The 24,594-nt window shown below is 48.8% G+C and carries 23 protein-coding genes; 3 read left to right on the top strand and 20 right to left on the bottom strand.

From position 1 onward, the window contains the following. Positions 1-6: 6 nt before the first annotated feature. From bioD to bioB, 5 genes are read right to left on the bottom strand one after another with little or no spacing between them, the layout of a single operon-like run. Complete coding sequence (bioD, locus tag LPA26_RS07970) at positions 7-657, bottom strand: dethiobiotin synthase (protein ID WP_229007941.1); 651 nt, start codon at positions 655-657, stop codon at positions 7-9. 3 nt (positions 658-660) lie between these two features. Beyond that, on the bottom strand, positions 661-1,533 hold the full coding sequence (bioC, locus tag LPA26_RS07975) for a malonyl-ACP O-methyltransferase BioC (protein WP_229007942.1): 873 nt from the start codon (positions 1,531-1,533) through the stop codon (positions 661-663). Beyond that, positions 1,534-2,328 carry a pimeloyl-ACP methyl ester esterase BioH gene (gene bioH, locus LPA26_RS07980; RefSeq protein ID WP_229007943.1) on the bottom strand — a complete coding sequence of 265 codons (795 nt, stop codon included), beginning with the start codon at positions 2,326-2,328 and terminating at the stop codon, positions 1,534-1,536. After that, a complete protein-coding gene (bioF, locus tag LPA26_RS07985) occupies positions 2,325-3,500 on the bottom strand; it encodes an 8-amino-7-oxononanoate synthase (protein ID WP_055826925.1) in 1,176 nt (391 codons plus the stop codon). The genes bioH and bioF overlap by 4 nt, the downstream gene beginning before the upstream one ends. 7 nt (positions 3,501-3,507) lie before the next feature. Next, complete coding sequence (gene bioB, locus LPA26_RS07990; protein ID WP_229007944.1) at positions 3,508-4,542, bottom strand: biotin synthase BioB; 1,035 nt, start codon at positions 4,540-4,542, stop codon at positions 3,508-3,510. A gap of 155 nt (positions 4,543-4,697) precedes the next feature. Between bioB and LPA26_RS07995 the strand changes: the two genes are divergently transcribed. Then, positions 4,698-5,393, top strand: a complete 696-nt coding sequence (locus tag LPA26_RS07995; RefSeq protein ID WP_229007945.1) for a ComF family protein — start codon at positions 4,698-4,700, stop codon at positions 5,391-5,393. Positions 5,394-5,435: 42 nt separating this feature from the next. Here LPA26_RS07995 and LPA26_RS08000 read toward each other — a convergent pair whose 3' ends face one another. The 15 genes from LPA26_RS08000 to LPA26_RS08070 all read right to left on the bottom strand — a co-directional run bounded on the left by LPA26_RS08000 (position 5,436) and on the right by LPA26_RS08070 (position 21,615). Continuing rightward, complete coding sequence (locus LPA26_RS08000) at positions 5,436-6,692, bottom strand: M48 family metallopeptidase (RefSeq protein ID WP_229007946.1); 1,257 nt, start codon at positions 6,690-6,692, stop codon at positions 5,436-5,438. A 21-nt stretch (positions 6,693-6,713) separates the two neighbouring features. Continuing rightward, positions 6,714-7,604: an ExeA family protein gene (locus LPA26_RS08005; RefSeq protein ID WP_229007947.1), complete on the bottom strand. Its 891-nt coding sequence runs from the start codon at positions 7,602-7,604 to the stop codon at positions 6,714-6,716. A 9-nt stretch (positions 7,605-7,613) separates the two neighbouring features. Further along, positions 7,614-9,365 (bottom strand): secretin N-terminal domain-containing protein, encoded by a 1,752-nt coding sequence (locus LPA26_RS08010; RefSeq protein WP_229007948.1) that lies wholly within the window; start codon positions 9,363-9,365, stop codon positions 7,614-7,616. A gap of 63 nt (positions 9,366-9,428) precedes the next feature. Then, positions 9,429-9,818 (bottom strand): hypothetical protein, encoded by a 390-nt coding sequence (locus tag LPA26_RS08015; RefSeq protein ID WP_229007949.1) that lies wholly within the window; start codon positions 9,816-9,818, stop codon positions 9,429-9,431. Position 9,819: 1 nt separating this feature from the next. Next, positions 9,820-10,539 (bottom strand): type II secretion system protein GspM, encoded by a 720-nt coding sequence (gene gspM, locus LPA26_RS08020; protein WP_229007950.1) that lies wholly within the window; start codon positions 10,537-10,539, stop codon positions 9,820-9,822. Between the two features lie 14 nt (positions 10,540-10,553). Then, positions 10,554-11,423 (bottom strand): PilN domain-containing protein, encoded by an 870-nt coding sequence (locus LPA26_RS08025; RefSeq protein ID WP_229007951.1) that lies wholly within the window; start codon positions 11,421-11,423, stop codon positions 10,554-10,556. Next, positions 11,420-12,358 (bottom strand): type IV pilus biogenesis protein PilM, encoded by a 939-nt coding sequence (pilM, locus tag LPA26_RS08030; RefSeq protein WP_055826946.1) that lies wholly within the window; start codon positions 12,356-12,358, stop codon positions 11,420-11,422. The genes LPA26_RS08025 and pilM overlap by 4 nt, the downstream gene beginning before the upstream one ends. Positions 12,359-12,637: 279 nt before the next feature. After that, positions 12,638-15,688 carry a DUF6701 domain-containing protein gene (locus LPA26_RS08035; RefSeq protein ID WP_229007952.1) on the bottom strand — a complete coding sequence of 1,017 codons (3,051 nt, stop codon included), beginning with the start codon at positions 15,686-15,688 and terminating at the stop codon, positions 12,638-12,640. Positions 15,689-15,701: 13 nt separating this feature from the next. Continuing rightward, positions 15,702-16,145, bottom strand: coding sequence for a hypothetical protein (locus LPA26_RS08040; protein ID WP_055826949.1), 444 nt, complete (start codon positions 16,143-16,145; stop codon positions 15,702-15,704). Beyond that, the gene (locus LPA26_RS08045; RefSeq protein WP_370634346.1) at positions 16,142-16,921 is read right to left on the bottom strand and encodes a type II secretion system protein J; all 780 of its coding nucleotides are present in this window, start codon (positions 16,919-16,921) and stop codon (positions 16,142-16,144) included. The genes LPA26_RS08040 and LPA26_RS08045 overlap by 4 nt, the downstream gene beginning before the upstream one ends. Then, the gene (locus tag LPA26_RS08050; protein ID WP_055826955.1) at positions 16,905-17,519 is read right to left on the bottom strand and encodes a prepilin-type N-terminal cleavage/methylation domain-containing protein; all 615 of its coding nucleotides are present in this window, start codon (positions 17,517-17,519) and stop codon (positions 16,905-16,907) included. Before LPA26_RS08050 ends, LPA26_RS08045 begins: the two co-directional genes overlap by 17 nt. Positions 17,520-17,543: 24 nt before the next feature. After that, positions 17,544-18,029, bottom strand: coding sequence for a Tfp pilus assembly protein FimT/FimU (locus LPA26_RS08055; RefSeq protein WP_055826959.1), 486 nt, complete (start codon positions 18,027-18,029; stop codon positions 17,544-17,546). 7 nt (positions 18,030-18,036) lie between these two features. Then, a complete protein-coding gene (locus tag LPA26_RS14330; protein ID WP_055826962.1) occupies positions 18,037-18,492 on the bottom strand; it encodes a prepilin-type N-terminal cleavage/methylation domain-containing protein in 456 nt (151 codons plus the stop codon). 196 nt (positions 18,493-18,688) lie between these two features. Further along, positions 18,689-19,903 carry a type II secretion system F family protein gene (locus LPA26_RS08065; RefSeq protein WP_229007955.1) on the bottom strand — a complete coding sequence of 405 codons (1,215 nt, stop codon included), beginning with the start codon at positions 19,901-19,903 and terminating at the stop codon, positions 18,689-18,691. Between the two features lie 5 nt (positions 19,904-19,908). After that, complete coding sequence (locus LPA26_RS08070; RefSeq protein ID WP_200937021.1) at positions 19,909-21,615, bottom strand: GspE/PulE family protein; 1,707 nt, start codon at positions 21,613-21,615, stop codon at positions 19,909-19,911. An 85-nt stretch (positions 21,616-21,700) separates the two neighbouring features. On the opposite strand from LPA26_RS08070, the gene trmL reads away from it, so the two are divergent. Together trmL and LPA26_RS08080 are read left to right on the top strand one after the other, a co-directional pair. After that, positions 21,701-22,165 carry a tRNA (uridine(34)/cytosine(34)/5-carboxymethylaminomethyluridine(34)-2'-O)-methyltransferase TrmL gene (gene trmL, locus LPA26_RS08075; RefSeq protein ID WP_229007956.1) on the top strand — a complete coding sequence of 155 codons (465 nt, stop codon included), beginning with the start codon at positions 21,701-21,703 and terminating at the stop codon, positions 22,163-22,165. Positions 22,166-22,414: 249 nt separating this feature from the next. After that, positions 22,415-24,583 carry a UvrD-helicase domain-containing protein gene (locus LPA26_RS08080; protein WP_229007957.1) on the top strand — a complete coding sequence of 723 codons (2,169 nt, stop codon included), beginning with the start codon at positions 22,415-22,417 and terminating at the stop codon, positions 24,581-24,583. Positions 24,584-24,594 lie beyond the last annotated feature (11 nt).

Below are 24,594 nucleotides of genomic sequence, written 5' to 3' on the forward strand. Positions count from 1 at the left end.
TACCATCTAGGTTTCTTGTCCTTGATAAGGCAAATGCAAAACGGGCGGCTGCTGTACCCACTCAACCAGCGTCTGCAGGTTTTCTTGCTGCATGCTCATGTGAGGGTCAATCTGGTTAGCTACCCAACCGCAAAACGGAATTTTTTGCTGCTGCAAAACCTGCCTGGTCAGCAACGCGTGATTAATACAACCAAGTCGCATGCCTACCACCACCAGCGCAGGCAGTTCAAGCACTCGCAGCAGATCGCCCATGGTTTGGGTTTTATTGAGCGGAACCAGCAAACCGCCTGCACCTTCTACAATGACCACATCTGCCAGCTCAGTTAATGCAGTATAAGCAGCCTTGATGACATCCAGTTGAATTTCTGTACCCGCTTGCGCAGCAGCAATATGCGGGGCAATTGGCGGTTGAAAACAATAGGGATTGACCAGTTCAGTTGGTGCCTGCACATTTGAGGCGGCGGTTAATTGCCTCACATCTTCGTTTTGCCAGCGGCCATCTACCCAATCGCAACCGGACGCAAGAGGTTTCATCCCCACCACTTTCAGGCCTTGTGCGGCAAAGTGCTGCATCAGGTGCACCGTCACCGTAGTTTTCCCGACGCCGGTATCAGTCCCGGTGACGAAGAAATGGCGCGGCAACGAATCGATTGTCATCACTTATTCTGCTGTGACTTTGCGCGGCATCAGTTGTATCGGGCTGCTGCCGGGTTCGGTGTACGGCTGGCTACCTGTCCATGCGTGCACAAATACGACTTCATAGGTCGCTGGCAGCTTTCCCTGCTGGCGGAAACCTTCATAACCCTGGCGCAATTTCTGCAAAAACCCTTTTCCGGTCAATCCTTTAGGTCGCCCGGCAGTGGCATTATGCGCGCCAATCGCCTTGAGGTCGCGCATCACCGACTCAACGGTATCGTAAGTCAGGGTGTAATGCATGACATCCAGCACCGGTGCATTGAACCCGGCGCGGGTCATGGCATCGCCAATATCATGCATATCGATAAAACGGCTGACATGCGTATGATCGGCACCTGAAGCTGCCCGCAATTCTTTCAAGGTATCCGGGCCCAATGTAGCGAACATTAGCAAGCCATCAGGGCGTAGTACGCGACGGAATTCCTGCAAGGCGGCATCCAGGTCATTACACCATTGCATAGCCAGGTTGGACCACACCATATCCACACTGCCGGTCGCTAAAGGAATGGTTTCGATATCCGCACAGACAAAGCGAGGCTGTGATTGCCAGAATTTATATATTGGAAACAGTGTGCGAGTGCGTGCCAGCATACCCTCGGCGATATCCAGCGCGATGCCTTTTGCGGCTTTATATTGTTTGAGTAAGGCGTATAAGCCATGCCCGGTGCCGCATCCGGCATCGAGGATGACTTGCGGTTGCAGCTTGACCACATCCAGACGGCTCAGCATTTCTTCACGCACCTGGCGCTGCAAAATGGCGGCGGCATCATACTGTTTTGCCGCACGATGGAACGCCTGCCGCATGCGCGCCTTGTCTATTGAATATTCATCCTGCATTCAAGTCTCCGCAACAGCGCGCACCGAGGAGTCTTCGGCCATAAATGTGTCTACCGATTCGCAGAAAGCATCGGCATGCGAGAGAAACGGCGCATGCGCTGCCCCGGCAATCACACGCAGTTTTGCGCGTTGCAGGTGCATGGCCAACCAGTGTGCTGCACTGACTGGTGCCAGGGTGTCACGGTCACCGTGGATAATCAGGGTTGGGTGATACAGGCGGCTGACTTCTTCACGTATATCCGTTTGCAACAGGATATCCAGCGCCAGGTTAAGGCTTTCCTGTGTCGGCGTTGGCTTGGCAGCGAAAGCGATACGTAACTGACGCACGGTGCTACGGGCGTCTTTAGCGAGCATGCATTGCAAAGTCAGGAAATTGAGCAAAGTTGTTTGAAAGTCTTTTTCAAAACGCTCATTGAATTGCTGAAAGTGCCTGGCCTCAATGCCGTGCGGCCAATCCGGCTTGCTGACAAAGCACGGGTTATTACCTACCAGAATGAGTTTCTCAACCCGGTCCGGCTGGTTTAAGGCAATCCGTTGCGCGACTAACCCACCTAATGACCAGCCCAGGATACTTGAAACCCCAGGAATTTCCTCGGCGATAGTTTCAGCCATGCTATGCAAATGGTAGGGAGTAATCGGGCGGCTTTGGCCCATGCCGGGCAGATCCACCAGAAACAAGCGGTAGTTGGCCGACAGGCGTTTGGTGATGCGCTCCCAGACGGCACTATTCATGCCCCAACCGTGCAGCAGCACCAGCGGCTTGCCCTGACCTATCATTTCTATGAAACAACTCATGCCTGTTCCCTGACCGGAATGATGCGCTCGGCTTCATGTAATGCATCAATCAAGGCGCGCACTTCTTGCTCACCATGCGTGGCAGAAAGCGAAATACGTAAACGCGAGCTGTTGACCGGTACGGTAGGCGGACGAATAGCAGGTACCAGAATACCGCGCGTTTGCAGATATTGGCTCAGCGCAAGCGCTTCAAAATTATCGCCGACGATCAATGGCTGTATCGCAGTTTCTGATGGCAGTAAATGCCAGCGCGTGAGTGACAGCTCACTTTTCAGCAAATTGATCATGGCAAATAATTGTTGCCTGCGCGCATCTCCATGCTCAATTTCATGAACCGAAGCTAACAAAGCTGCCGATAATGGCGGTGGCGCCGGCGTGGTGTAGATATAGCTGTTGGCATACTGGATCAGGTAATCAATCACCACCTGCTCCCCGGCAACAAATGCGCCAGCAACTCCGGCAGCTTTCCCCAGCGTACCCATCATGATTAAACGTGGCGATTCCAGACCCAGATGTTTCAATGTACCGCGGCCTTGCGGGCCCAACACACCAAACCCATGCGCATCATCTACGTAGAGATAAGCATCGTAACGTTCGCAAAGCTCAAGATATGCGGCCAGGGGTGCGATATCGCCATCCATACTGAATACGGCGTCTGCAGTAATCAATTTGTGGCGGGCTGTACTGGCTTGCAACAGCTTTTCCAAAGCGGCGACATCATTGTGTGGAAAGCGGTGATGATTGGCGCGCGACAAAAAAGCGCCATCATTCAGGCAGGCATGGTTAAGCTTATCCGAAAACACTGCGTCGTCGCGTCCCATCAGGGCACTGATCACGCCGATATTTGCCATATAGCCGGTGGAGAATAATAACGCCGCCGGTTTGCCTACCAATGTCGCCAATGCATGCTCAAGTTGGTCGTGATAACGGTGATGGCCGGTAATTAAATTGGAGGCGCCGCTACCAACACCCGCCTCTGCCGCCGCTTGTTGCAAGGCAGTCACCAGCGCAGCATCGTTTGCCAGGCCAAGGTAATCGTTACTACAAAATGAGAGATATCGCTGACCATTGGCGGTGATATGCTCGGCTTGCGGCGAATCCAGTAATCGACGCTGACGCGTCAGTCCCAAGGTTTTGCGCTTTTCGAGATCGGCTTGTAAAAAGTCCAGCATATGATTACTAGATTTTCTTCAGGCCTAGTTTGGCAAATAACGCATTATCAGCATCAGCTTCCGGGTTGCCGGTTGTGAGCAACTTCTCACCATAGAAAATACTGTTGGCGCCGGCCAGGAAACATAGCGCCTGCACCGCGTCGCCCATGCTTTGGCGACCTGCAGACAAACGGACAAAACTGTTAGGCATCGTCACGCGTGCCGCCGCAATCGTGCGTACGAATTCCAGCGGGTCCAGCACTTCGGTACCATGCATAGGTGTACCTTCGACCTGCGTTAACAAGTTAATCGGTACGCTTTCAGGCGGTTGCTCCATATTTGCCAGTTGCGCCAGCAGGCCAGCACGCTGGGCACGGCTTTCGCCCATGCCGATAATACCGCCACAGCAGACGTTGATATCCACGCTACGCACGCGATCCAAGGTATCAAGGCGATCCTGGTAAGTGCGTGTGCTGATCACATCACCGTAATATTCCGGCGCAGTATCCAGGTTGTGGTTGTAATAATCCAGGCCAGCCTCTTTAAGCTGCTCGGCTTGGCCATCTTTCAACATGCCTAGCGTAGCGCAGGTTTCCAGGCCCATGGCTTTCACTTCAGCAATCATTTTCAACACCGGGTCGAGGTCACGTTGTTTAGGTCCGCGCCAGGCAGCACCCATACAGAAACGGCTGGCACCGCTGTCTTTGGCCGCTTTGGCCGCGGCTAACACGTCATCCAGCTTCATTAAAGGTTCGTTTTCTACCTCAGTGTGATATCGCGCCGCTTGTGGGCAATACCCGCAATCTTCTGAACAGCCACCGGTTTTAATCGACAGTAAGGTACTGACCTGTACCGCGTTCGGCTCATGGTGTTCTCTATGCACCAGTTGTGCCTTGTGTAGCAGGTCATTGAACGGCAGTTCAAACAATGCCATGATGTCATCGACAGACCAGCGTTCAACGGTAGTGTGTTCGCAGGCACTGGCGGCTTTGAGGCCATCGATATTAATGATGGAAGTTTGCAGTTCGCTGTTACAAGCGCTAGAAGAAGTTTGTTGTTCCATAGTAATCGCAGACAGTTTTAGGATGATTTTAATTGGGCTGAATTATAGGTTGTTTACTCTGAAACGTGAAAAATTTTTACAACAGCTTAAATATTAATCACATACACCTTTTACAATGGCTACAAGCCTGGTTAAAAGCCAGCCAGCCCTGCCCTATGTGTGCAACGCCTGCCCAGAAATATCAACCCGAATATTGGTCAGAAACCAAGACAGGTCATGCACCATTTTGCAATGATTGCGCGGCCGCAATACCCTGGTATACCTCATCGCGCTGCCCACAGTGCGCACTGCCTACATTAAATGGCGATTACTGTGGCATTTGCCTGCAACATCCACCTGCATTTGATCAGACGTTTGCACCTTTCCGCTATGCTTATCCGCTAGACCGCTTGTTGCAACAATTCAAGTACCATCAGCAATTACCCATAGGCAAATTAATCACGGAGGCTGTGCTGCCACATTTGCCGACATTGTTAGCCACTAATATCCCGGACGTGATGATTGCCATGCCCATGCATACACAAAGAGTGCGCCAGCGAGGTTTTAACCATGCCCTGGAACTGGCAAAGCACTTACAAAAAGCATTGAAGATTCCGCTGGATATTGATGGTTGCACGCGCGTGATGGACACGCCATCGCAAGCGGGCATGGACATGAAAACCAGAATCCGCAATTTACGCGGTGCGTTTGCTTCACCAAAAGATTGGCAGGGAAAACATGTGCTGGTTGTAGATGACGTCATGACTACCGGTGCGAGCATGCATGCGCTGGCAAAAGTACTCAAACAAGCGGGGGCTGGAAAAGTATCGGTACTGGTAGTTGCGCGGACACTAAAAAGTACCGAAGCGTAAAGCGCTATTTCAGGTGAGCAATAAACTTACCGCGCTAGCCACTTACTCGTCACGCGATTGCACTGAACCACCAAGCTGGCGAATGCGCTGGTTAACAAACTCGGATAACCGCTCACTTAATGGCATGGTCTGCGCTGACTGTAATTGTTGCAAGGCTTGCGCATTTTGACCGCTTGCCTGTAGAGAAATAGCATAAGCCACCACCCACTGCGCCTGACCCGGACGCAAAATAATTGCCCGCTCAAAGTAAGGCAAAGCTACCTGGTGCTGGCCCAGTTGCTGACAAGCGATTGCCTGCATCCATTGGCTTTCGGCGTCACGCGCCAACACAGTGGCAAATGGTTTTAAAGTCAGCAACACAGCCTCGGGCTGATTGTGTGCCAACTGCCATTTAGCCAGGGATTTGGATAACCCGACTTGCTCTGGATTACGCTTGATACCTGCCTGCAATACGGCTACAGCTTCAGCCTCCTGCTTGGTTTCAAACAGATAAGCGGCGAGCAATTGACGGGCATCTTCAGATTGCGGATACGTGACCAGTGCTTGGCGTAAAATGGTCAACGCTTCACTCAACCGCCCTTTTTGTTCATGATCAACTGCTTTTTGAATCAGCAAGTTAACTTCCTGTTCCGGCCGCACATGCTTGTTCACAGTGCCATTGGTTTCTGTGGATGTTTCGGCAGTGGCTTTGCTTTTACCAGCGTTACCTGATTCCAGCGGCGGTTCAACGACAGAAACCACCGTGCCTGATGAATTGCTTTCGGTCGGCTTGATGGAAAATTCGCCTTCAAACTGTGGTGCTTCACCTTTGGCTGAAGTTTGCTTAGAGACAACCGTTTGTTTAGACACAGGCGCAGGCGTCACTTTTTGACGAATGGGCGGTTTGGTCACAGACTCAGCAAGCTCGGCTTGCCATTCACTAAACAGAGATTTGGTTAATTGCGGATGCGCATCCATGACTGGATTGCCTTCACTTGGTGGCGGTTGTGCTGTTTTTACAACGGCTGCTTTTGCTGGCACTGATGTGGCTGTTAACTTGTTTTGTGACTTTTTCTCGCTACCCAATGGAATACTGGCTAAAGTTGACCGGTAAAACGCTGACAATTCGGTTCGGTTGAATATTATCCAAGCGACCAAGCCCGCAATCATCAATAGCCAAATCAGGCGTTTGGCCCATTGCCGGGAAGTAGAAGGTTGATGTGTCAAAACCGGTTTGACTTGTTGCCCGGCCCAGCCATCATTCATGGTCCCGCCCTGGCGCGCTTCAACATCTTTCAATACCTGATTAATTAAACTCACTGCTTATCCTCAAAGCCCTGATTAACGACCAACACCGGCAAGAGCAGAATGAAATGCCAGCCACCATTTTAAGCCATGGCTCCACCACCGGTGTTGCGCTTTTACACTGGCTTGTGTATCGAGGATAGCGGCTTTGACATCTTCTGCAGATACGCCCTGTTGGCCTCTGCCAAACGCTGACAGCAAGGATTTGTGCGCCAGGATATTCAGTAATCTGGGGATGCCATTGGCATAGCGGTAAAGTAGTCGCATGCTGGCCGGTGTGAAAACCATGCCGCCCTGGTATCCGGCCACATGCATACGATGATTGAGGTAGAACCCCAATTCAGACCATTGCAAGCCTTTAAGCTGATACTCAAAACTGATGCGCTGGCGCAACTGGCGGATAGACGGATGGTTGATGCGTTCTTCCAGCTCTGGCTGCCCAAAAATCACTACCTGTATCAATTTACGTTTTTCGGTTTCCAGGTTACTTAACAGGCGTAATGCTTCCAGCGTTTCCAACGGCATCGCCTGCACTTCATCCAGGCAGACAATGACATGCTTGCCTTCTTCGGCATAGGTCAGCAACTTGCGGTGCAGCGCATCTATCATGTCATGGTGGGTAAAATCCGGTTTGAAAGCCACGCCAAACTCGGTGGCCAAAGTCATCAGCAAGGCATGCGGATCAAGATACGGGTTAGGGATAAACGCCACTTTGCAGGTGGGTTCGAGTGCTTTAAGCAGGCGGCGGCACAACAGCGTCTTGCCCGTGCCAACTTCACCTGTAATTTTGACAAACCCTTCCCCGGACTGAATCGCGACCAGCAAGGTATTCAAAGCCTCTTGCAGGCTGCGCGTCGCATAATAAAAACTGGTATCCGGGGTAATGGTAAATGGATACTCTTTTAAACCAAAGTGTTGCAGGTACATAACCCGCTCCTAGAAGCTCTCACCCTTCAGTTTATCAATACGGCCCTGAGTTTCAAGCATATCTTCAGCCCAATTGTCGCCACCACGTACTACAGTGGATTTCAGAAGGATCACCAACTCGGTTTTTCTGGTGATTTCGCTCTTCTGGCGGAACAGGTTACCCAGGTATTTGATATCACCCAACCCCGGCACTTTAGTCCGTGTATTATCTATAGACTCGGACATCAACCCGCCGATTGCAATCACGTTGCCGTCCCGGGTGCGTACGATACTGTCGGTTTCGTTAATGTTGGAAGACGCAGTCGGGATAGTATATACACCACCGTTAGCACTGGACAATGTCACGGTCCTGTTGACCTGTGTCACATCGCTGACGAACGGGTGTACGTGCAGGATGATATTGTCGTTTTTATCGATCTGTGGTGTCACGTCCAGCGAGATACCGGAAAAATACGGTTGCAGCTGGATATCCGGTGTCACAATCGCACCACCAGTGGTGGTGGTCACGTTGGTTCTGACGTTAGTCACAAAAAACGCATCGTTACCGACTTTCAATACCGCTTTCTGGTTATTAATGGTGGCGATACGCGGGCTGGAAAGTACTTCCACATTACCCTGTGTTTCCAGAAAAGTAAGCAATGCAGAGAAGCCCTTGCCCTGTACAGCGAGTGCAAATACCGAGCCACCCAGTCCAATCGCAGAATTGTTATCCAGGAAACCTGGATTCGCTGCCGGTGAAGTAGTGACATTGCCATCCGTGATATTGCCAGTGTCACCATTCACAGTGCTGTTACCGCTTACATTACCGAAGGTCACATCACGGCCACGCATAAACCTGGCTGCCGACCAGTTAATGCCTTGTTGGGAATCTTTGTTCAACTGAACTTTGAGAATTTTTGCTTCCAGGATCACCTGGCGGTCGACAGTCACTTGCATCAGGCTTAAAAATTTCTCAACCTGACGGATTTCCTTAGGCATAGCTTTGACCATGATCAGGCCAGACTGGGAATTGATCACCACCTTGCGGCCACCCTCTTCACCGATCATGCTGTTCAGCGAGTTAGCCATCTCGCCCCAGAAATCATTATTGGTACCCATGCTGACATCAGAGGCATACACCTGCAGATTGGCAGCGCCACCACCCGATGCTGCCGGTGTTCCTACTGCTGTACCGCCGGAAGCTGCCGCAGCCTGACCGCCACCACCACTTGAATTGCTCACGGTGCCTGAAGTGACTTTCGTGGCTGAAGTACCTTTACGTGCTCCGCTGATGTAGTTCACCTGGAACACCCTTGTCTGGATATTTTGTGGCTCGACAAAAATCTGTTTGCCACTCATTTTGTACTCGTAGCCGTACAAATCACGCAAGGCGTTCAGCGCTTCAAACAGCGTCACATCGCGCAAGTTAATCGAGATATCTCCCTTAAGATCAGGGCTCAATGCGATGCTGTAAGGGCTACCGGAGACGATGCCCATCAGCACCTGAGTGGCCGGCGCTTTGTTAACAACCAGGTCGAATCTCGGCTCAACGCGTTTGGCAAGAGATTTGGGCGGTTCAATTTTAAGAGGCTCAAACAGTTCGTCGGTCACCTCTTTTGGCAACGGAGCTGTATGCCCTTTTGCCTGAGCAGCAGATTTGCTCAGCTCACTCTGAATTTTAGGGTTGATGGATGCATTGCTTGGCGCAAACGGATTGCTGTTGCACCCTGCCAGTCCGGCACCGATAATCACCACACCCAAGGTATTCACAAAAGTTTTCATAGCAGTCTCTCAATGTGTTTTAACCTGAATGCTGAACATTTCAACACGCAGGTACTTATTACTTTATTTCTTTGCTTTTTTAGTCTGTTTGGCTGTTTTAGCTTTAATTTTTGCCGGTGGCTGGGCAGGCACGATATAGCTGGTCAAACCTAACCCGATCACTTTTTTCTCGCCGGTTTTACTGACGAATACCGCCTGCTGGTTTTTCACCGATGCCAGCTTAAAACCACTATAGCTCTCGCCCACTTGCACCATCTGGCCATTAACCACAGCAAATCCGCTCTTACCGTTATGCTGCAAAGCGGTCAGCTCCCATGGCTTTTCTGCCTGCATTTCTGCATTTGGCAAATACTCCATGACAGATGGCGGCGGCTTGGTGGGGTCCACCATTTCCGCAAAGGCAACACCTTGCATCAGCATTAACATCCACATTGCTTTTACCAATACGCGCATGCTAAATCCCCAACCATGCATTTTCGCCACTCAGGGTATATACCTGAACGGTCAATTCACTTTCCGGATAATCGGCTTTCAGCTCGGCGTTTTCCCATGCCACTCTCTGGCCAATCGCTTTCAGTGATTGTGCATAAGACATCAGCGCGAAGTATTTGCCTTTCAACCTGACTTTCACTGCATGCTGGTAAACATGCGGTACGTTTTTCCAGATATCTTCAGCCGTCGCATCCTGTGGATTGCTGGTGGCAGGCGCTTTTTGGTCCTGTATCAGTTTTCTTTGCTTCTCAATAAAGTCGACCACCGGCAGTGACTGCATTTCAATCACCTGCACATCGGTGTGCTTTTGCAAAAGCTTCTTCAGTAACAGCACCATTTCCTGCGGCGGCACCATATAGGCAGAAATTTTCACCAGATCTGAGGACTGACTGGCGATTTTTGCATTCACGGCATCAATATCACGCTTAAAGCCATTGCTCTCAGGCTGTGGTGCAGCCTGGCTGGCAATAGTGGTCATCTGCTCGGTCAATGTTGTCGTGTCATTCTGTATTTTTAGAATCTCTTGTTGCGTGCTGGCTAACTGGACGCGTTGTGGCTCCAGCAAAAAGGTATCCATTAATCCAACCACGGCAAACAGGCCCGCGCCAAAAATCATCCAGCGCTCCCGCTTGGATAGCGCCAGCCATTTAGTGTTGAGTGTGTGTAACTGTTCAAATCGCATCAGGGTGCACTTTCCTATGGCTGCTTCGCTTGCGGCTTAGTCTGGATGCCGGTCTGGCTGACAAAGTCATCCCAGCTCAAAGCAGTGACAGGTTTGCTTTTATCGCGTAGATCCTGGCCTTTAACATCGAATGCATAAATTTTCAGCTTGCTTGCTTCTTCAGGAACCGTTGCGTTTGCTGGTGCTGTGCTTGCAGGTGGCGTGACAGGATTATTCGTGGTGCTTGAAGTGGCAGAAGCACTTTTGCCCGAAGTGTCAGGGGTAGTCGCTGGCGCAGCTGCAGGTGCAGTGGCTGGTGTGGCCACAGCAGTTGCTTGTGGCGCAAGCTGCTTTTGCAATTCAACCTGTTTGAACTGCAAACCGGAAAACTGGGTACCTTCAAATACTTTTTGTGCAGATAACAAATCCAGGTACAAAGGAATTTCTTCCGTTTGCAATGCCTGGCCAGACAGTGATACATGTTGTGCAGCAGGCTCAATCTTAAAACCAGTCAACCACACGCCTGAAAGCTGCTGTGAGGCTAACCCACGCATATAATCAATCAGATGGTAAGCATTCTCGGAAATAGATTGCTGGAAAATGGCCAGCATCTGCGATTGCATTTCAAATCGGCTATTCAGGTTTTTGAGTTCAGCTTCCAGCTGACTGTTATCCACCGGCACTGTTTTCTTGGCAAACTCCTCCACCTTTTTTTGCATACTTTCGTGCTGGGTCACAGTTTGGTTTCGCTGAGCCAACAACTGGGCATTTTCAGATTCAATACCGGTATAGAAATACACCATGACGATGGCAGCCAGAATATAGATCGCAGCTACGAAAGATAACGTGAACCAGTCTTTGGACTTGACAAGCCCGCTTTCAAACAAGTTGATTTGCTGACTCACGCGACTGCCTCCTCGCGTAAAGCTGCGCCCAGGGCGGGCAGCAACATCGCCTGTTTCTCCAGGCTGGCAAAGTCCTGGTTAGGTGGCAAATCAACGATGTCTTCCAGGTTGAATACATTGACCGGCACATACAAGCTGGTACTCAGCCCGCTCACCAGGTAATCACGATTGGCTACTGGTGACACCACCAACCGGTTAAGGCTTAAATATGGGAACTGGCGATCAAAGCTATCCAATGAACGTTGCAATTCGAGTACAAGTTTGTCGAAATTACTCTGGTATAAATCGCCCCTGTCATTCAGAAAATCTCTATCCAGCTCAATCAGGCGGGCATGATATAACTCGCCTTTGGCAGTGAATGTCAGCAAACATCCTCTGGGCAGCATGGTCAGCATCACCAGCGCACGGCCTTCGGTTTCCAGTAATTGCGCGATGTTACGCTGCACCAGCGCATGCACATCAATAGTTTTCAGGTTAAATCCCGCTTCTACAATCTGGTTACCGATCTGGGTAACCACAGATTTCTTGGCACAGATCGCCAGCATCGCCTGCTGGCGGTTTGAATACGAAGGATCAACAGGTATATCCACACCGTCTACTACGGCCTGTTCCACTGAATAGTCCAGCAGATCTTTCACCTTCCAGCGCAACGCCTGCTTAATCTCGGATTCAGGCATGGTGGGCTTTTCGATCTGCAACACATTGTATTGATCCACATTCAGCATGACATTACACGGCATGGCCTTTAAGTCATTTTTGGTCACAAAATGTCGCAATGTGGAAGCTGCCTGCAAGGGGACCTGCTGAATCGCAGCCAATGAGACAGTTGGTTTAGCGCCATCCAGCCCGGGCGCTAACGCCACGGTGCTAACATGCATATCAGTGAAGCTTACCCCCACTTGTTGCTTGTTCTTTTGTCGTTTAAACCAACTCATATACACCCATTAGTTTGAATAATGAAATTTATTATTTAGAATCAATGCACAACAAATCAATTTTAAAGTGGATCATAAAGCATTGTCATATGATTGACTACACAAGCAACTGCGGCTTTACATATCAGATAACTTAAAATCTGCAAACTGTGGTATTTCGTTACAAAAACTGTCAGTCGCCATGCTTTTTATAACAGGTAGCAACTTTAGTGCCTGCTCTGCCAGTTCAATCCACTGATTAAAATAATAAAACCACCTGTTTAGGTGGTTTTGAGTGGACTAGAAGTTTTCTCGCATATAGATGATGGGGGCTTTGTAGACCCCGAATGTGGCGCGCCCGATGGGGTCAGGGTTTCCAAACCAATTAATAGCGCCATTAGTGGCGGGAGATTCAACTGCATTAGTACAAGTTCTTTCAGTTGGAGCTGCAGCTCCAAGATTTACTTCCAAATCCACACTACCTGTATTCGGAGTAGTGCCTGTGACCCCAGGGGCACTTAAACGCAGACCAAGTTCACCTTCACTCATTGGTGAAACAATACTCAGCTGGGTTTCGCATGCATTTAAGTTACCTCTATAATTTCTCATCGTAATGCTAGTGACGGGTATCGCTGTACAATTGTCATCTCTGTTTCTGACAAAGCCAGTTCCGTTCCAGAATTGAGCTTGAATCGGCACTGATAGAGGAAGTAACTCTGAACCATGTGCAGAGGTCACGGCGAGACGCCCAAACCTAAACCTAGGCTGAGGGACATTGGGGTCTGTTGGCGTGAGGATTTCAGCTCTGGTTGAATTAACTAACTCTGTACCATCGTTCCCTCTTGGTTGCGCAGTAATTCTATATGATCGCGGCTCCACAGGATTTGTCGGGCGCGTGACTCTATGCCTGGCCTGCACATTTGCTACACCTGAATTCCAGGTCCCTACAGGATTGGTCGTGCTAGCCGTGATAGTGACTCCATCAGGAATGGTCTGATTTGGAGCCACGACCTGCAATTCAAAAAAATAATTAGCCCAGTTATTCAATCCGAATATGGCATAGTTTCCGGTGTAATACTGGGTGGTGACGTCAGCAGCATTTTTTGCCTCCAGAACAAATGGCGTGATCAAACCAGGGTCTTGATTATAGTAAGTGAAAACTCCACATCCATCCGTGTATGAAGTACTTGCCGTTATTTTGAAATGGTCCGGGATAAACCTTCCTATATAACTACTTGCAACAGTATTGCCGAACTTACACCCAAAGCGTTTTGGTGTACCGTTACCTGCAGTGTCAAACGTGTTGGTACAATCACCAGTTGCTATATCAACATCCGTGAAAGTGTCATCATAAACACCTTCGGCTTGGAATCTGAAATGCCCCACTTCGGAATATGTGAAATCTAAGCCACTGCTTACACCTGAAATTGCTTTTCCAAACAACCCATTCACCTGACCTAAAGAGGTCCCACCGGCATGTGTATCCAATTTGTTGCTATCCACTTTTGGCGTTCCGTTATAGTTAGCCTCATTTGTCGAGACAGTGACACTAAATTTATCTTGACCCGCTCTACGAAGAGGGCTCGATGTGTGATTAGGAGTCAATTGCTGTGGGGCAACATTTGTAATATTTAGCGCCAAGGGGCGAACAGAAAAATTATCCGAGGAGCAACCAGTTTTATTTAGATTAAGGTCTCGTACTCTGCACCTTAAATTCGGATAAGAACCAAGTACATCAGAATTTGTAAAAGTGACTTTTTTCCTTCCGCTATCGGCAGCGGAGAAATTAACAGTTTTGCTAGCAATTACTGTAGATCCACATGTGCCGCCATTATCATTTACCAAATCGACAACAACGCCAGTTGCCGTATACGCAGTTGATTGACTTCCACTCGTTAAGACTGCCACAGCATCCAGTTCAAAACCAGTACTCATCATTTTTGTATAAATAGGATTGCGGGCAGTTGGCGTAGTTGTACGATTGTTATACGTCAGTCCATTTTCCATGCACTCGAATTTGTCTATACAAGGTGTATTGGTAAACGTAAAACTGCAACTCTGGGCGTTAGTAGTAGTATTTACGCACTTCACACCATTCAATGGTGCTCTAGCAAGATCACTGGCTCCCAAAGTGTAAGTAGCTGCAGCACTACCTTGCAGACTCACAGTATCAATTTGCGCATTCCCACCCACCTCGAATGATGAATTGGGAGAATTCACGGTAGGTGTAGTTGGCGAGACTGTTAGGTTTCCGGTTAATGAGCCAGCACTTAGAATTTGTCCAGTCGGACAAGGTACTGTAGATGACAGACAAGCTAACACCTGAATATCGACTGGACATAAGGAATTGGTACCAGGATGGCGGATTTCGAGATGATCATAACTTGGTACATAGGTCGAACCGATCACAAAATCATAGCTAAAAGTATATGTACCAGGCGATGTAAAGTCATACTCGATGGCAGCACCAGTATCAATATTGGTGGTTGAAATGGTATTGCTTAATGCCCTGGTTTTACCGATAGCGCAAGAGGTTTCCGGAGTAGTATCGTAAGTCCAGAATGTGTCCCATCTACCAACACAATAATTGCTGAACTTTCCAGACCGTTCACGAAATGACTCCACAATATCCAGATTATTGGGCAACGTGGTGCTTGAAGGGCAACCACCATTTATGACGGGATACGTCCCCACTACCTGACGACCATTGGTGTCCACATAACGGATCCCGCATCCATTGTCACTACCGCCCAAAAAGGTGTCTACAGCATGATAGTATCTGACAGGATTGCTGCTGCTAACTGGATATAATAAAGGAATATTTAGTGTGACTTCAGCTGTAACAAAAGAAAGTGGATAAGTATATTTCCACACCACTGTTACTTCAGGATTCCCCGAAACTATGCTGGTATTTGGAAGCGTGAATTTTGAAGTTGTCTGTTGCGTTTGCCCGCTTGAAGCAGTAGCTGGTGTGACTGATAAATCACCGGTAGTTGTATAAGCATTTGGATTGGAAACACCGTTTCTTGCGAACACAAAGTGGCTAGGACCATACAAGCGATTATTAGCTCTTATATATATGCCATTATCTAATCTGTTTCTGTCAGCACTTGTTGTCGGTATGCGCGAATCCTCAAACAACTGGCCTCTCACTGCGCCATTACTGTTAGGTTTGATGATTTGGATTTGACTGCCACGGTGAATGTGAATACGCAAACCGTCTGAGGCATTAGTACCGCCTCCAGCATTCAAAGTAACATCATCTGGCGGAGCAGCCATGACAATTGAAAGGTCAAATACAAAAAAAATGACCGCCATAAATGGCAATATTTTTTTTAACAATTTACACATGACATTTTTCTATTTAGTTACATTCTTCACCAGAGATAACGTCAATACACCGGCTCAATGTCACTGTTATCCTTCTCTCTATGTAATCTTTTGCTCCTACTACGCCTATTGAAGCAGTTGAAACTATCGTGTAGATGCCAATATTTTGAGTGCCGCCTTTGTCTTGTACAACGTTTTGATTGCAATTAAGAACAACATCAAAACCGTTAATTGTAAAAGGTGCAGGCGCAGCAGGACATCCTTGCATATTTGCTGGCGTCAGAACCTGAAAAGCAGTCCACTCTACTCCGGCCCTGGCTGCAAGATAGGCTTGTGCTCCTTGTACATCCTGAATAGTGCCCAAGTTGGCAAGCATCGCCAGCCGCATGGCATAGCCTACCAATGCTGCCAGTACGACCAGTAGAAATATTGCCATAGGCAACATAAAACCTTTTACACGAAAAGCGATGGGTTTCATGGCGAATTCACCACATTGATCAGATTCAATAGTCTTGCTACCCCACCATTTTTTGAAAGCTCTAGCTGCACGGTCATGACGCCGGTATGTTGCATGACGCCTTGACTGTAAGTAAAACTGCAGCCTGTGACATCACCTACAACCACCCTGGCATTTGCTGCGTTAAAGTTGGCTGGGCGCACTGAAGGGATTGCGATATTGCTCACCATCAGTAAACGCTTGTTAGCCAAGTCACACACATAAGCGACAGCACCATTAACAATGTAAAAACGGCTGGCGGGAGAAGGTATCGGGAATGCAGCACCGGCAAATTGCAACTGATTGACATTAGCATTGGGCGCTGTAGTGATAGTGCGGATGTTATCCCCGTCGTAAGCATCAGAACCTGGTATGCCAAGGTTGTATATTACGAGCTGGTCATTTGCGGTAACAGGCACGTTTTCTACCATCACACGCATACTGTTAGCACCAAAGTCATCCTGATAATAACGGCCACCTGCTTTGATAGGTATGAACTCTACGAAATCGCCCCCTGGCGAGACCCATACACTATTGGGCAATGCATTTCTGATATCACGCGACATACGCCGCAATGAAATATCGGCGCGGTCTGCCAACTCGTAATAGGCTTCTGAATTCACATAAGCCATCACCGAGTGCCTGATAAAAGTTGATGAAATACCTCCGATAATGGCAGTGACAGTAATGACGATCACTAACTCTACCAAGGTAAAGCCGCTTACGTAGATACTATATCTCTTAAACTCTCGGCGCATAACGAACCTTGAAACCAGTAAGCATGACTCTGGTATTGGAAGGCCCAGTCACAGTCACGTCGACTCTTAGAACCGCATCAGCAGGTAGGCCCGCAAAAGGTGCCGCACCACCTGCCTGCACGATAGCGACAGATGCAGCATAAGCTGTCAAACCAGGGATAGAAACGTTGCTGCCAATACGACAAATGCTTGCACACCCACCGCCTGGCATGATAAATCCGCCATAATCGGCTACATTATCGAAAGGGTTAGTTGCACCATACCGGCTCTCGCCGGCGGGTGATGGGCCGTTAAGATTATTCTGCGGGGTAGCACAATTGCCGTAACCCACAGCGACTGATGCATTCGGGTCATCGGGATCACAAAATGTGAAGGGCATCTGCTGGATTTCCTGCATCAGCGATTCGGCAATCGCAATCGCCTGTTTACGCGCCAGAGGATCTGCTGAATGTCCGCTCATCCAGGCCAATGCGCCAACCACACCAGCAATAGCAGTGGTCACAATCACAATAAACACAACTAACTCCACTAGCGAAAATCCGCGATTAAATTTTCGTATGGAAGATACTATTTTATTTTTTCTTTTGAATTCAGGCATAAGACGCGGGGCTGCCAATCACGGTTACCGGATGTAGCCGGTTTCAGCTTCAACGTTCACTACTATTGATTGAGCTGGTCTATTCCTGTTAGCTACTGTATAAGTAGCTCCTGCATTAATTGCATTAATTAAAGGCTGCCCTAAACCCCTAAATTCCAAAACATTGCTGGATGGTTGTACACCAACATTTCTGGAAAAGGTCATCACATAAGGACCTTCGGTTTCAGGGTTAATGACCTCGCGTCCAGCTTGGCAGTTAACTCCGTTCACAAAACACAAAGTGACGGTATTGGGTATTGCCGCGTTGTTAGTGATTACATACACACTCGTGCGTTGCGCGATGGCAGTCTTCTGCGCATACCGTAATGTAGATGAAAGCAAACCCGCGTCACCGCGGGTTTCGAAAATATCACCATTTGCGAATCGTGGCGCGGCTATTGCTACCATGACACTCATCAGAGCAATCACAACCACTAGTTCAACAAGCGTGAATCCAGAGGAAGCCCTCATAGGTTCTTTAGTTACAATTCTGTGCAATGTTTGCTGCTGTGCCTATATTTCCAGTGTTTACGACACCAGTTTGTTCGGTATATACGAAAGAACAATTAGGAAAACCATTTAAGTTAAAGGTCATTATCCCTGCACCTGGTGTCGCAGTGAAAGTATTAGCATCAAGTTGTTGTAAAGCAGCTACTATCCCACCAGCATTCGCTTGTGGAAACCCAACGCCAGCAACTACGTTTACGTTATTGCCATCCATTAATACCTGGTTACCTTGTTGACCACCAGCAACCCATGCCGCTCTGGCCAAATTAGATGCTGAGCGCACTGAAGCTGCTAAGCCATTCATGCTAGCGCCACGAGCATTACCTTGCACGTTTACAAAACGCGGCAATGCTGTTGCTGCCAAAATACCTAGCACTGCGATAACCACAACCAATTCAACCAATGTAAAGCCAGCCTGTTTTTTCATTCCCTAGACTCCTAATCAAAATTTCCTGCCTTTATTGTCACAGTGACAGGTGCAAACTGCGTTAATTTAATGTCAGCAAAAAGCATGCCAGACAATTTTGGTCCATGTAACCGAATTTTCAAACCGTCCCCGAACCCTTACATTTACAACAGAAAGAAACTATTCCATTGTAAAAATACTTTTTATTGCTTAAAATTTAACCGCCTTTGAGCATGACTGAACTCATATCCCAGATTGGCAGGAACACCCCCAGCGCCAACACCAGGACCAGTGCGCCCAGAAACATAATCATAATGGGCTCGATTTGCGCACCTAGTGTTTTAACGTCATATTCAACGTCAGCTTGATACATATCGGCAATTTCCTGCATCAATTCATCCAGAGAGCCGGATTCCTCACCGATGGCGATCATCTGGAGCACTAAAGGGTTAAATACCCCGGTCTGTGTTGCTGTCCTTAAAATCGTCTCGCCGCGTTCAATCCCTGCAGACATGCTGAGGATTTTGATAGAAATATAGTCATTCTCTACAGTCTGGGATACCAGGCGTAAGGCGCCAAGGATAGGCAATCCGCTACGTGTCGAAAGCGCAAAGCTACGCGCAAACCTGGCCATGGTCCCCTTAAAGATAATCTTTCCTGCGATGGGAATGCGCATTTTTATGCGATCCCAGTTAGAGCGTCCGGAAGAAGTGCTGATATACGACTTAAACATATAGCCCGCACCCACTACCATTGCAATTAGCACATACCAGTAATTACGCATAAAACTGGAGAAAGCGATCAGAATTTTGGTGATGAACGGCAAATCGGCATGCATGCTGGCGAATACTTTTTCGAACTGGGGTATCACCATGATGTTAATCACAATAATAGCAATCGCCATCGCCGTCATCACGAACATAGGGTAACGCAAAGCTGACTTGATCTGCCCGCGCATGAAACGCTCGAATTCGATGTGTTCTGCCAGCCTCAGGAAAATATTATCGAGATTACCAGTGGTTTCACCGACCCGTATCATGCTGATATAAAAGTTATCAAACACTTTGGGATGCTCAGTCATTGCCATCGAAAGCTCACGCCCCGCATCCAGGCTGGTTTTTAGCTGCCCGACGACCTGAGCAAGCTTAGGGTTGCCTACCGAGCTCTGTATCCCGGTAAGCGCCCGCATAATAGGAATACCCGCCTTGAGTAAAGTAAACATCTGACGGCTGAATAACATGATATCCAGGCTAGTGACTTTTTGTTCAAACAGGTTGAAAGCGACGGCAACTGCTGCTCTTTGCTTAATTTCAATCGGCGTGATTTTTGAAAGCATAAGCGCGCTGCCTAATGCATCCATGTCAGCAGCTTCCTGCACGCCGGAAACCATCAAGCCCTCTTCACTCCGACCTTTATATTCAAATACAGGCATAGACTTTACCCTTCAAACTGGTTATCTACACGCATGATTTCGTCCAGTGTAGTTTTACCCTGCAGAGCAAGCTGTAAAGATTGATCTTTTAAGGTTTTACCTTTAAGTTTTTCACGGGCTTTCTGGATAAATATATTGGTATCCGGCATGTTGGCTGCCATCGCCAAATCATTCGTCATTTCCAGAAGCTCATACAAGCCGATACGACCAAGATAGCCAGTGCGATTACAGTGTTGGCAACCTTTGCCATGCTTGAACACAGATGGAATTTCTTCCTGGGGTAGCACCTGACGTAACCAGACGGCCTCATTTTCGGTCGGCGTATGATCTACGGCACAGTGCGGACAAATCAATCGCACTAAACGTTGAGCCATCACACCCAACAGTGACATTGCCACCATAAAGCGCGGCACGCCCATGTCGATTAAACGCACGGGCGCAGTGGAGGCATCATTGGTATGCAATGTGGATAACACCAGGTGACCTGTCATGGAGGCGCGCAAGCCGGTTTGGGCGGTTTCTTCATCCCGCATCTCACCCACCAGCACGATATCAGGGTCTTGCCGCAAAATGGCACGTAACAATTTGGGGAAGTCGAGCTCGATCTTTTCGCTCACCTGAGTCTGAATAATACCGGGTAAACGATATTCGACCGGGTCTTCGACAGTAATCACCTTGGTTTCAGGCGTATTGAGTTCACTCAGTGCCGAATAGAGGGTCGTTGTTTTACCACTACCGGTTGGACCTGTAACCAGCACCATGCCACTTGGCCGGTTGATCATTTTGCGGAAGCGCGCCAGCAATTCTGGTGGCATGCCCAACTTATCCAGCTGAAAGTGCGAAGTATTCTGGATCAGCAACCGCATCACTACCGTTTCGCCGTATTGTGTAGGCATGGTAGAAATACGCATATCTACCGCACGGCCTTTAACGGTAAAGCCAAAACGGCCATCTTGCGGCAGGCGTTTCTCGGAAATATCCAGGCCGGCCATGATTTTTAGCCGCATAATCAGGGCAGACACAATTTTCATATCTGCCTGGGTCTGGAAATGCATGACCCCATCGATACGGAAACGGATCAGTAACTTGTTTTCCTGCGGTTCGATGTGTACGTCAGAAGCCCGCACTTGCACCGCATCTTCAAAAATTGTCTGCAATAACTTAACGACCGGGGCGTCATCAATACCCAGGTCTACACCCATCAGGCTGGCGAGATCGACATTGCTGGCAGCCAAGTCTTCCTGTAGCTCCAGGGCCAGCGAAGAGATTTGTTCGGTTTGTCTGTAAGAGCGGTCGATGGTCTGCATCAGCAGACTTTCCTGCACCACGACAATATCAATGTCTCGTTTGAGTAGTCTGACTAACTCGTCATAAGCATAGACATCGGAAGGATCGACCATCGCAATCAGGAAACTGTTGGGGCGTTCCTCCAGCAGAATGGCGCGAAAGCGGCGCGATTGCACTTCGGGGAGCTTTTGTACCTGTTTGGCGTCCAGTTCGTACTGACCCAAATCCAGGAATGGGATATTCAGCTGATGTGCCACTGCCTCGGCAATCTGCCGCTCATTGGCAAAGCCTTTATCGGCGATGACACGGCCCAGGCGACGGCCAGTCTTGCGCTGCTCTTCCAGCGCTTGATCCAACTCTTCCTGGGTCATGAAATTCTGTCTGACCAGAATTTCACCTAATCTGATTTTTTCGGGACGTGCCATGGCGTTTTAATTATTTATCTAGCTACTTTTCGTTCTATCATATCACCAACATTCTAATCCTACGTTTCTAAACAAACCGCTAAAAATGTTTCATATCGTGCTTTTTGAGCCAGAAATTCCTCCCAATACAGGAAATATCATACGTTTATGTGCCAATGCCGGGGCAAAACTGCATTTGGTTAAGCCTTTGGGCTTTGAGTTATCAGACAAACACCTCAAACGGGCCGGGCTGGATTACCATGAATATGCCGACTTAACCGTGCATGAAGATTGGGCCTCCTGCGCGCAGGCATTACAAGGTAAGCGACTATTCGCACTGACCACCAAGGGCAGCACGCGGCACTCCGATTTGCAGTATCAGGACGAAGATGTTTTTGTATTTGGCCCTGAATCCCGCGGATTGCCGGAAGACATCCGCGCCCAATTCGCACCTGAGCATCGTGTCAGGCTACCGATGCTGCCGCATAGCAGAAGCTTAAATTTATCCAACTCTGCTGCCATCCTGTTATACGAGGCATGGCGTCAGGTGGGTTTTCCGGGTGGAACATAAAAGTATTAAGTAACTACACCCAAAAAAAGAATAAAAAAAGCCCCGATTAAGGGGTAAATCGGGGCAACAGGCCTCATCGTAAAGGCTTCCGCTCAGGGAGGAAAGAAGCGGAAAGATGATTCATCATCATCGTATCTGTATGAGTACGTCCTATTTAGAAAGTTCACAAGAATTTATTTATGCTCATGAATATCAATTTCAGCTTGCAGTGTTCTCTGCTGAATTGCATCAGCATGCGATAATAATGACATGCAATCTGAAATCGATTTATTACAGGGCCTGAATGACAAACAACTGCAAGCGGTCACCCTGCCGCATGTATCTGCATTGATTCTCGCCGGTGCCGGTAGTGGCAAGACGCGGGTGCTGACAACCCGCATTGCCTGGCTGATTCAAACAGGCCAGACCTCACCCATGGGTATTATGGCGGTGACTTTTACCAATAAGGCCGCAAAAGAAATGCTGACGCGCCTGACCAGCATGCTGCCGATTAACACGCGTGGCATGTGGGCAGGCACGTTTCATGGCTTGTGTAACCGCATGCTGCGCGCCCATTACCGTGAAGCCAGGTTACCCAGCACTTTCCAGATTCTGGATACCGCCGACCAGCTTTCTGCCATCAAACGCGTGATGAAAGTCATGAATGTGGATGACGAGAAATATCCACCAAAGCAAGTGATGGGCTACATCAATGGCTGCAAGGAAGAAGGTTTACGGGCAGACGCAGTGGAAGCCTATGATGGCCATAGCCAGAAACTGCGCGAGATTTATGCCGCTTACGACCAGCAGTGCAATCGTGATGGCGTGACCGACTTTGCAGAACTGCTGTTGCGTTGCTATGAGTTATTGCAGCGCGAACCGCACATCCGCGCACATTACCAGCAGCGCTTTCAATATATTCTGGTGGACGAGTTTCAGGATACCAACCGCTTGCAATATCTGTGGTTAAAACTACTGGGCGGCGCGCACAACAGTATTTTTGCCGTGGGTGATGATGACCAGAGTATCTACGCTTTCCGTGGCGCACGGGTTGGCAATATGTCCGACTTCCAGCGCGAGTTTCAAGTGGGAAACATCGTCAAACTTGAAGAAAACTACCGTTCGCATAGCAATATCCTTGATGCTGCGAACGCGATTATTACCAACAACAGTAATCGGCTAGGCAAGAATTTATGGACCTCCGCTGGCAAGGGCGAGCCTATCCGTATCTACGAAGCTTATAACGATACTGATGAATCCCAATTTATTGTGGATGAAGTGAATATGCTGCAAAACGAAGGCGTAGCATTGGGCGACATCGCCTTGCTATACCGCAGTAATGCGCAGTCACGTATCCTGGAGCATTCACTGTTCTCGGCAAATATTCCTTATCGCGTCTATGGTGGCTTGCGCTTTTTTGAGCGCGCTGAAGTCAAACATGCGCTGGCTTATATGCGCCTGATCGCCAATGCCAACGACGATACCGCTTTGTTACGCATAATCAATTTCCCACCGCGTGGCATTGGTGCCCGCGGTCTTGAGCAGCTACAAGAAGCCGCACGCCAGAACGAATGCAGCTTGTGGCAGGCAGCCACCAACAAAGTGGGCGAAGGCACATTAGGTGGCAAAGGGCTTGATGGTTTTGTGGCTTTGATCCGCCATATGATAGACCAGACCTACGGCCTCACTCTCGGTGAAACAGCAGAAATGGTCACCACCTTGAGTGGCCTGATGGCGCACTATCAAAATGACAAAGAGGATGAAGACCGCGTAGAAAACTTGCAGGAATTAGTCACCGCTGCGGTCGCATTCAGTAATCGGGATTTGGGCAATCACCATAATATGGAAGAAGATGCTGACCTGATGACTCAGTTTCTGAACCACGCCAGCCTTGAAGCTGGCGACCACCAGGCGGATGTTGGCCATGAAGCTTTGCAACTGATGACGGTACACGCGGCTAAAGGACTGGAGTTTCACAGCGTATTCATCTGCGGTGTTGAAGAAGGCCTGTTTCCGCATGAACAGTCTGCCTATGAAAATGGCGGCCTGGAAGAAGAGCGCCGCCTGATGTATGTCGCGGTCACCCGCGCCCGCCAGCGTCTATATTTAAGTCATGCGCAAAGCCGCATGCTGCATGGACAAGTGCGCTATGGCATTGCCTCACGTTTTATCGACGAGATCCCGGAAGAACTCACCAAACGGCTTAACAGCAAGCCGGCAGCCAAATCGTATGCCACGGGAGGCCAATACACGCCGGCAAAAAGCACGCAAGCGAGTTATCCTTTTAAAATCGGCCAAAGCGTGCGTCACAACAAGTTTGGCGAAGGTGTCGTGGTCAGCTATGAAGGAAATGCCAACGATCTGGCAGTAAAAGTCAATTTTGGCAGTGCAGGATTGAAAACGCTGATGCTGGAATACGCCAAGCTGGAAAAAATATAAATATCCATGTC

This window comes from Methylophilus sp. Leaf408, assembly GCF_916856905.1.
Taxonomy (GTDB): domain Bacteria; phylum Pseudomonadota; class Gammaproteobacteria; order Burkholderiales; family Methylophilaceae; genus Methylophilus.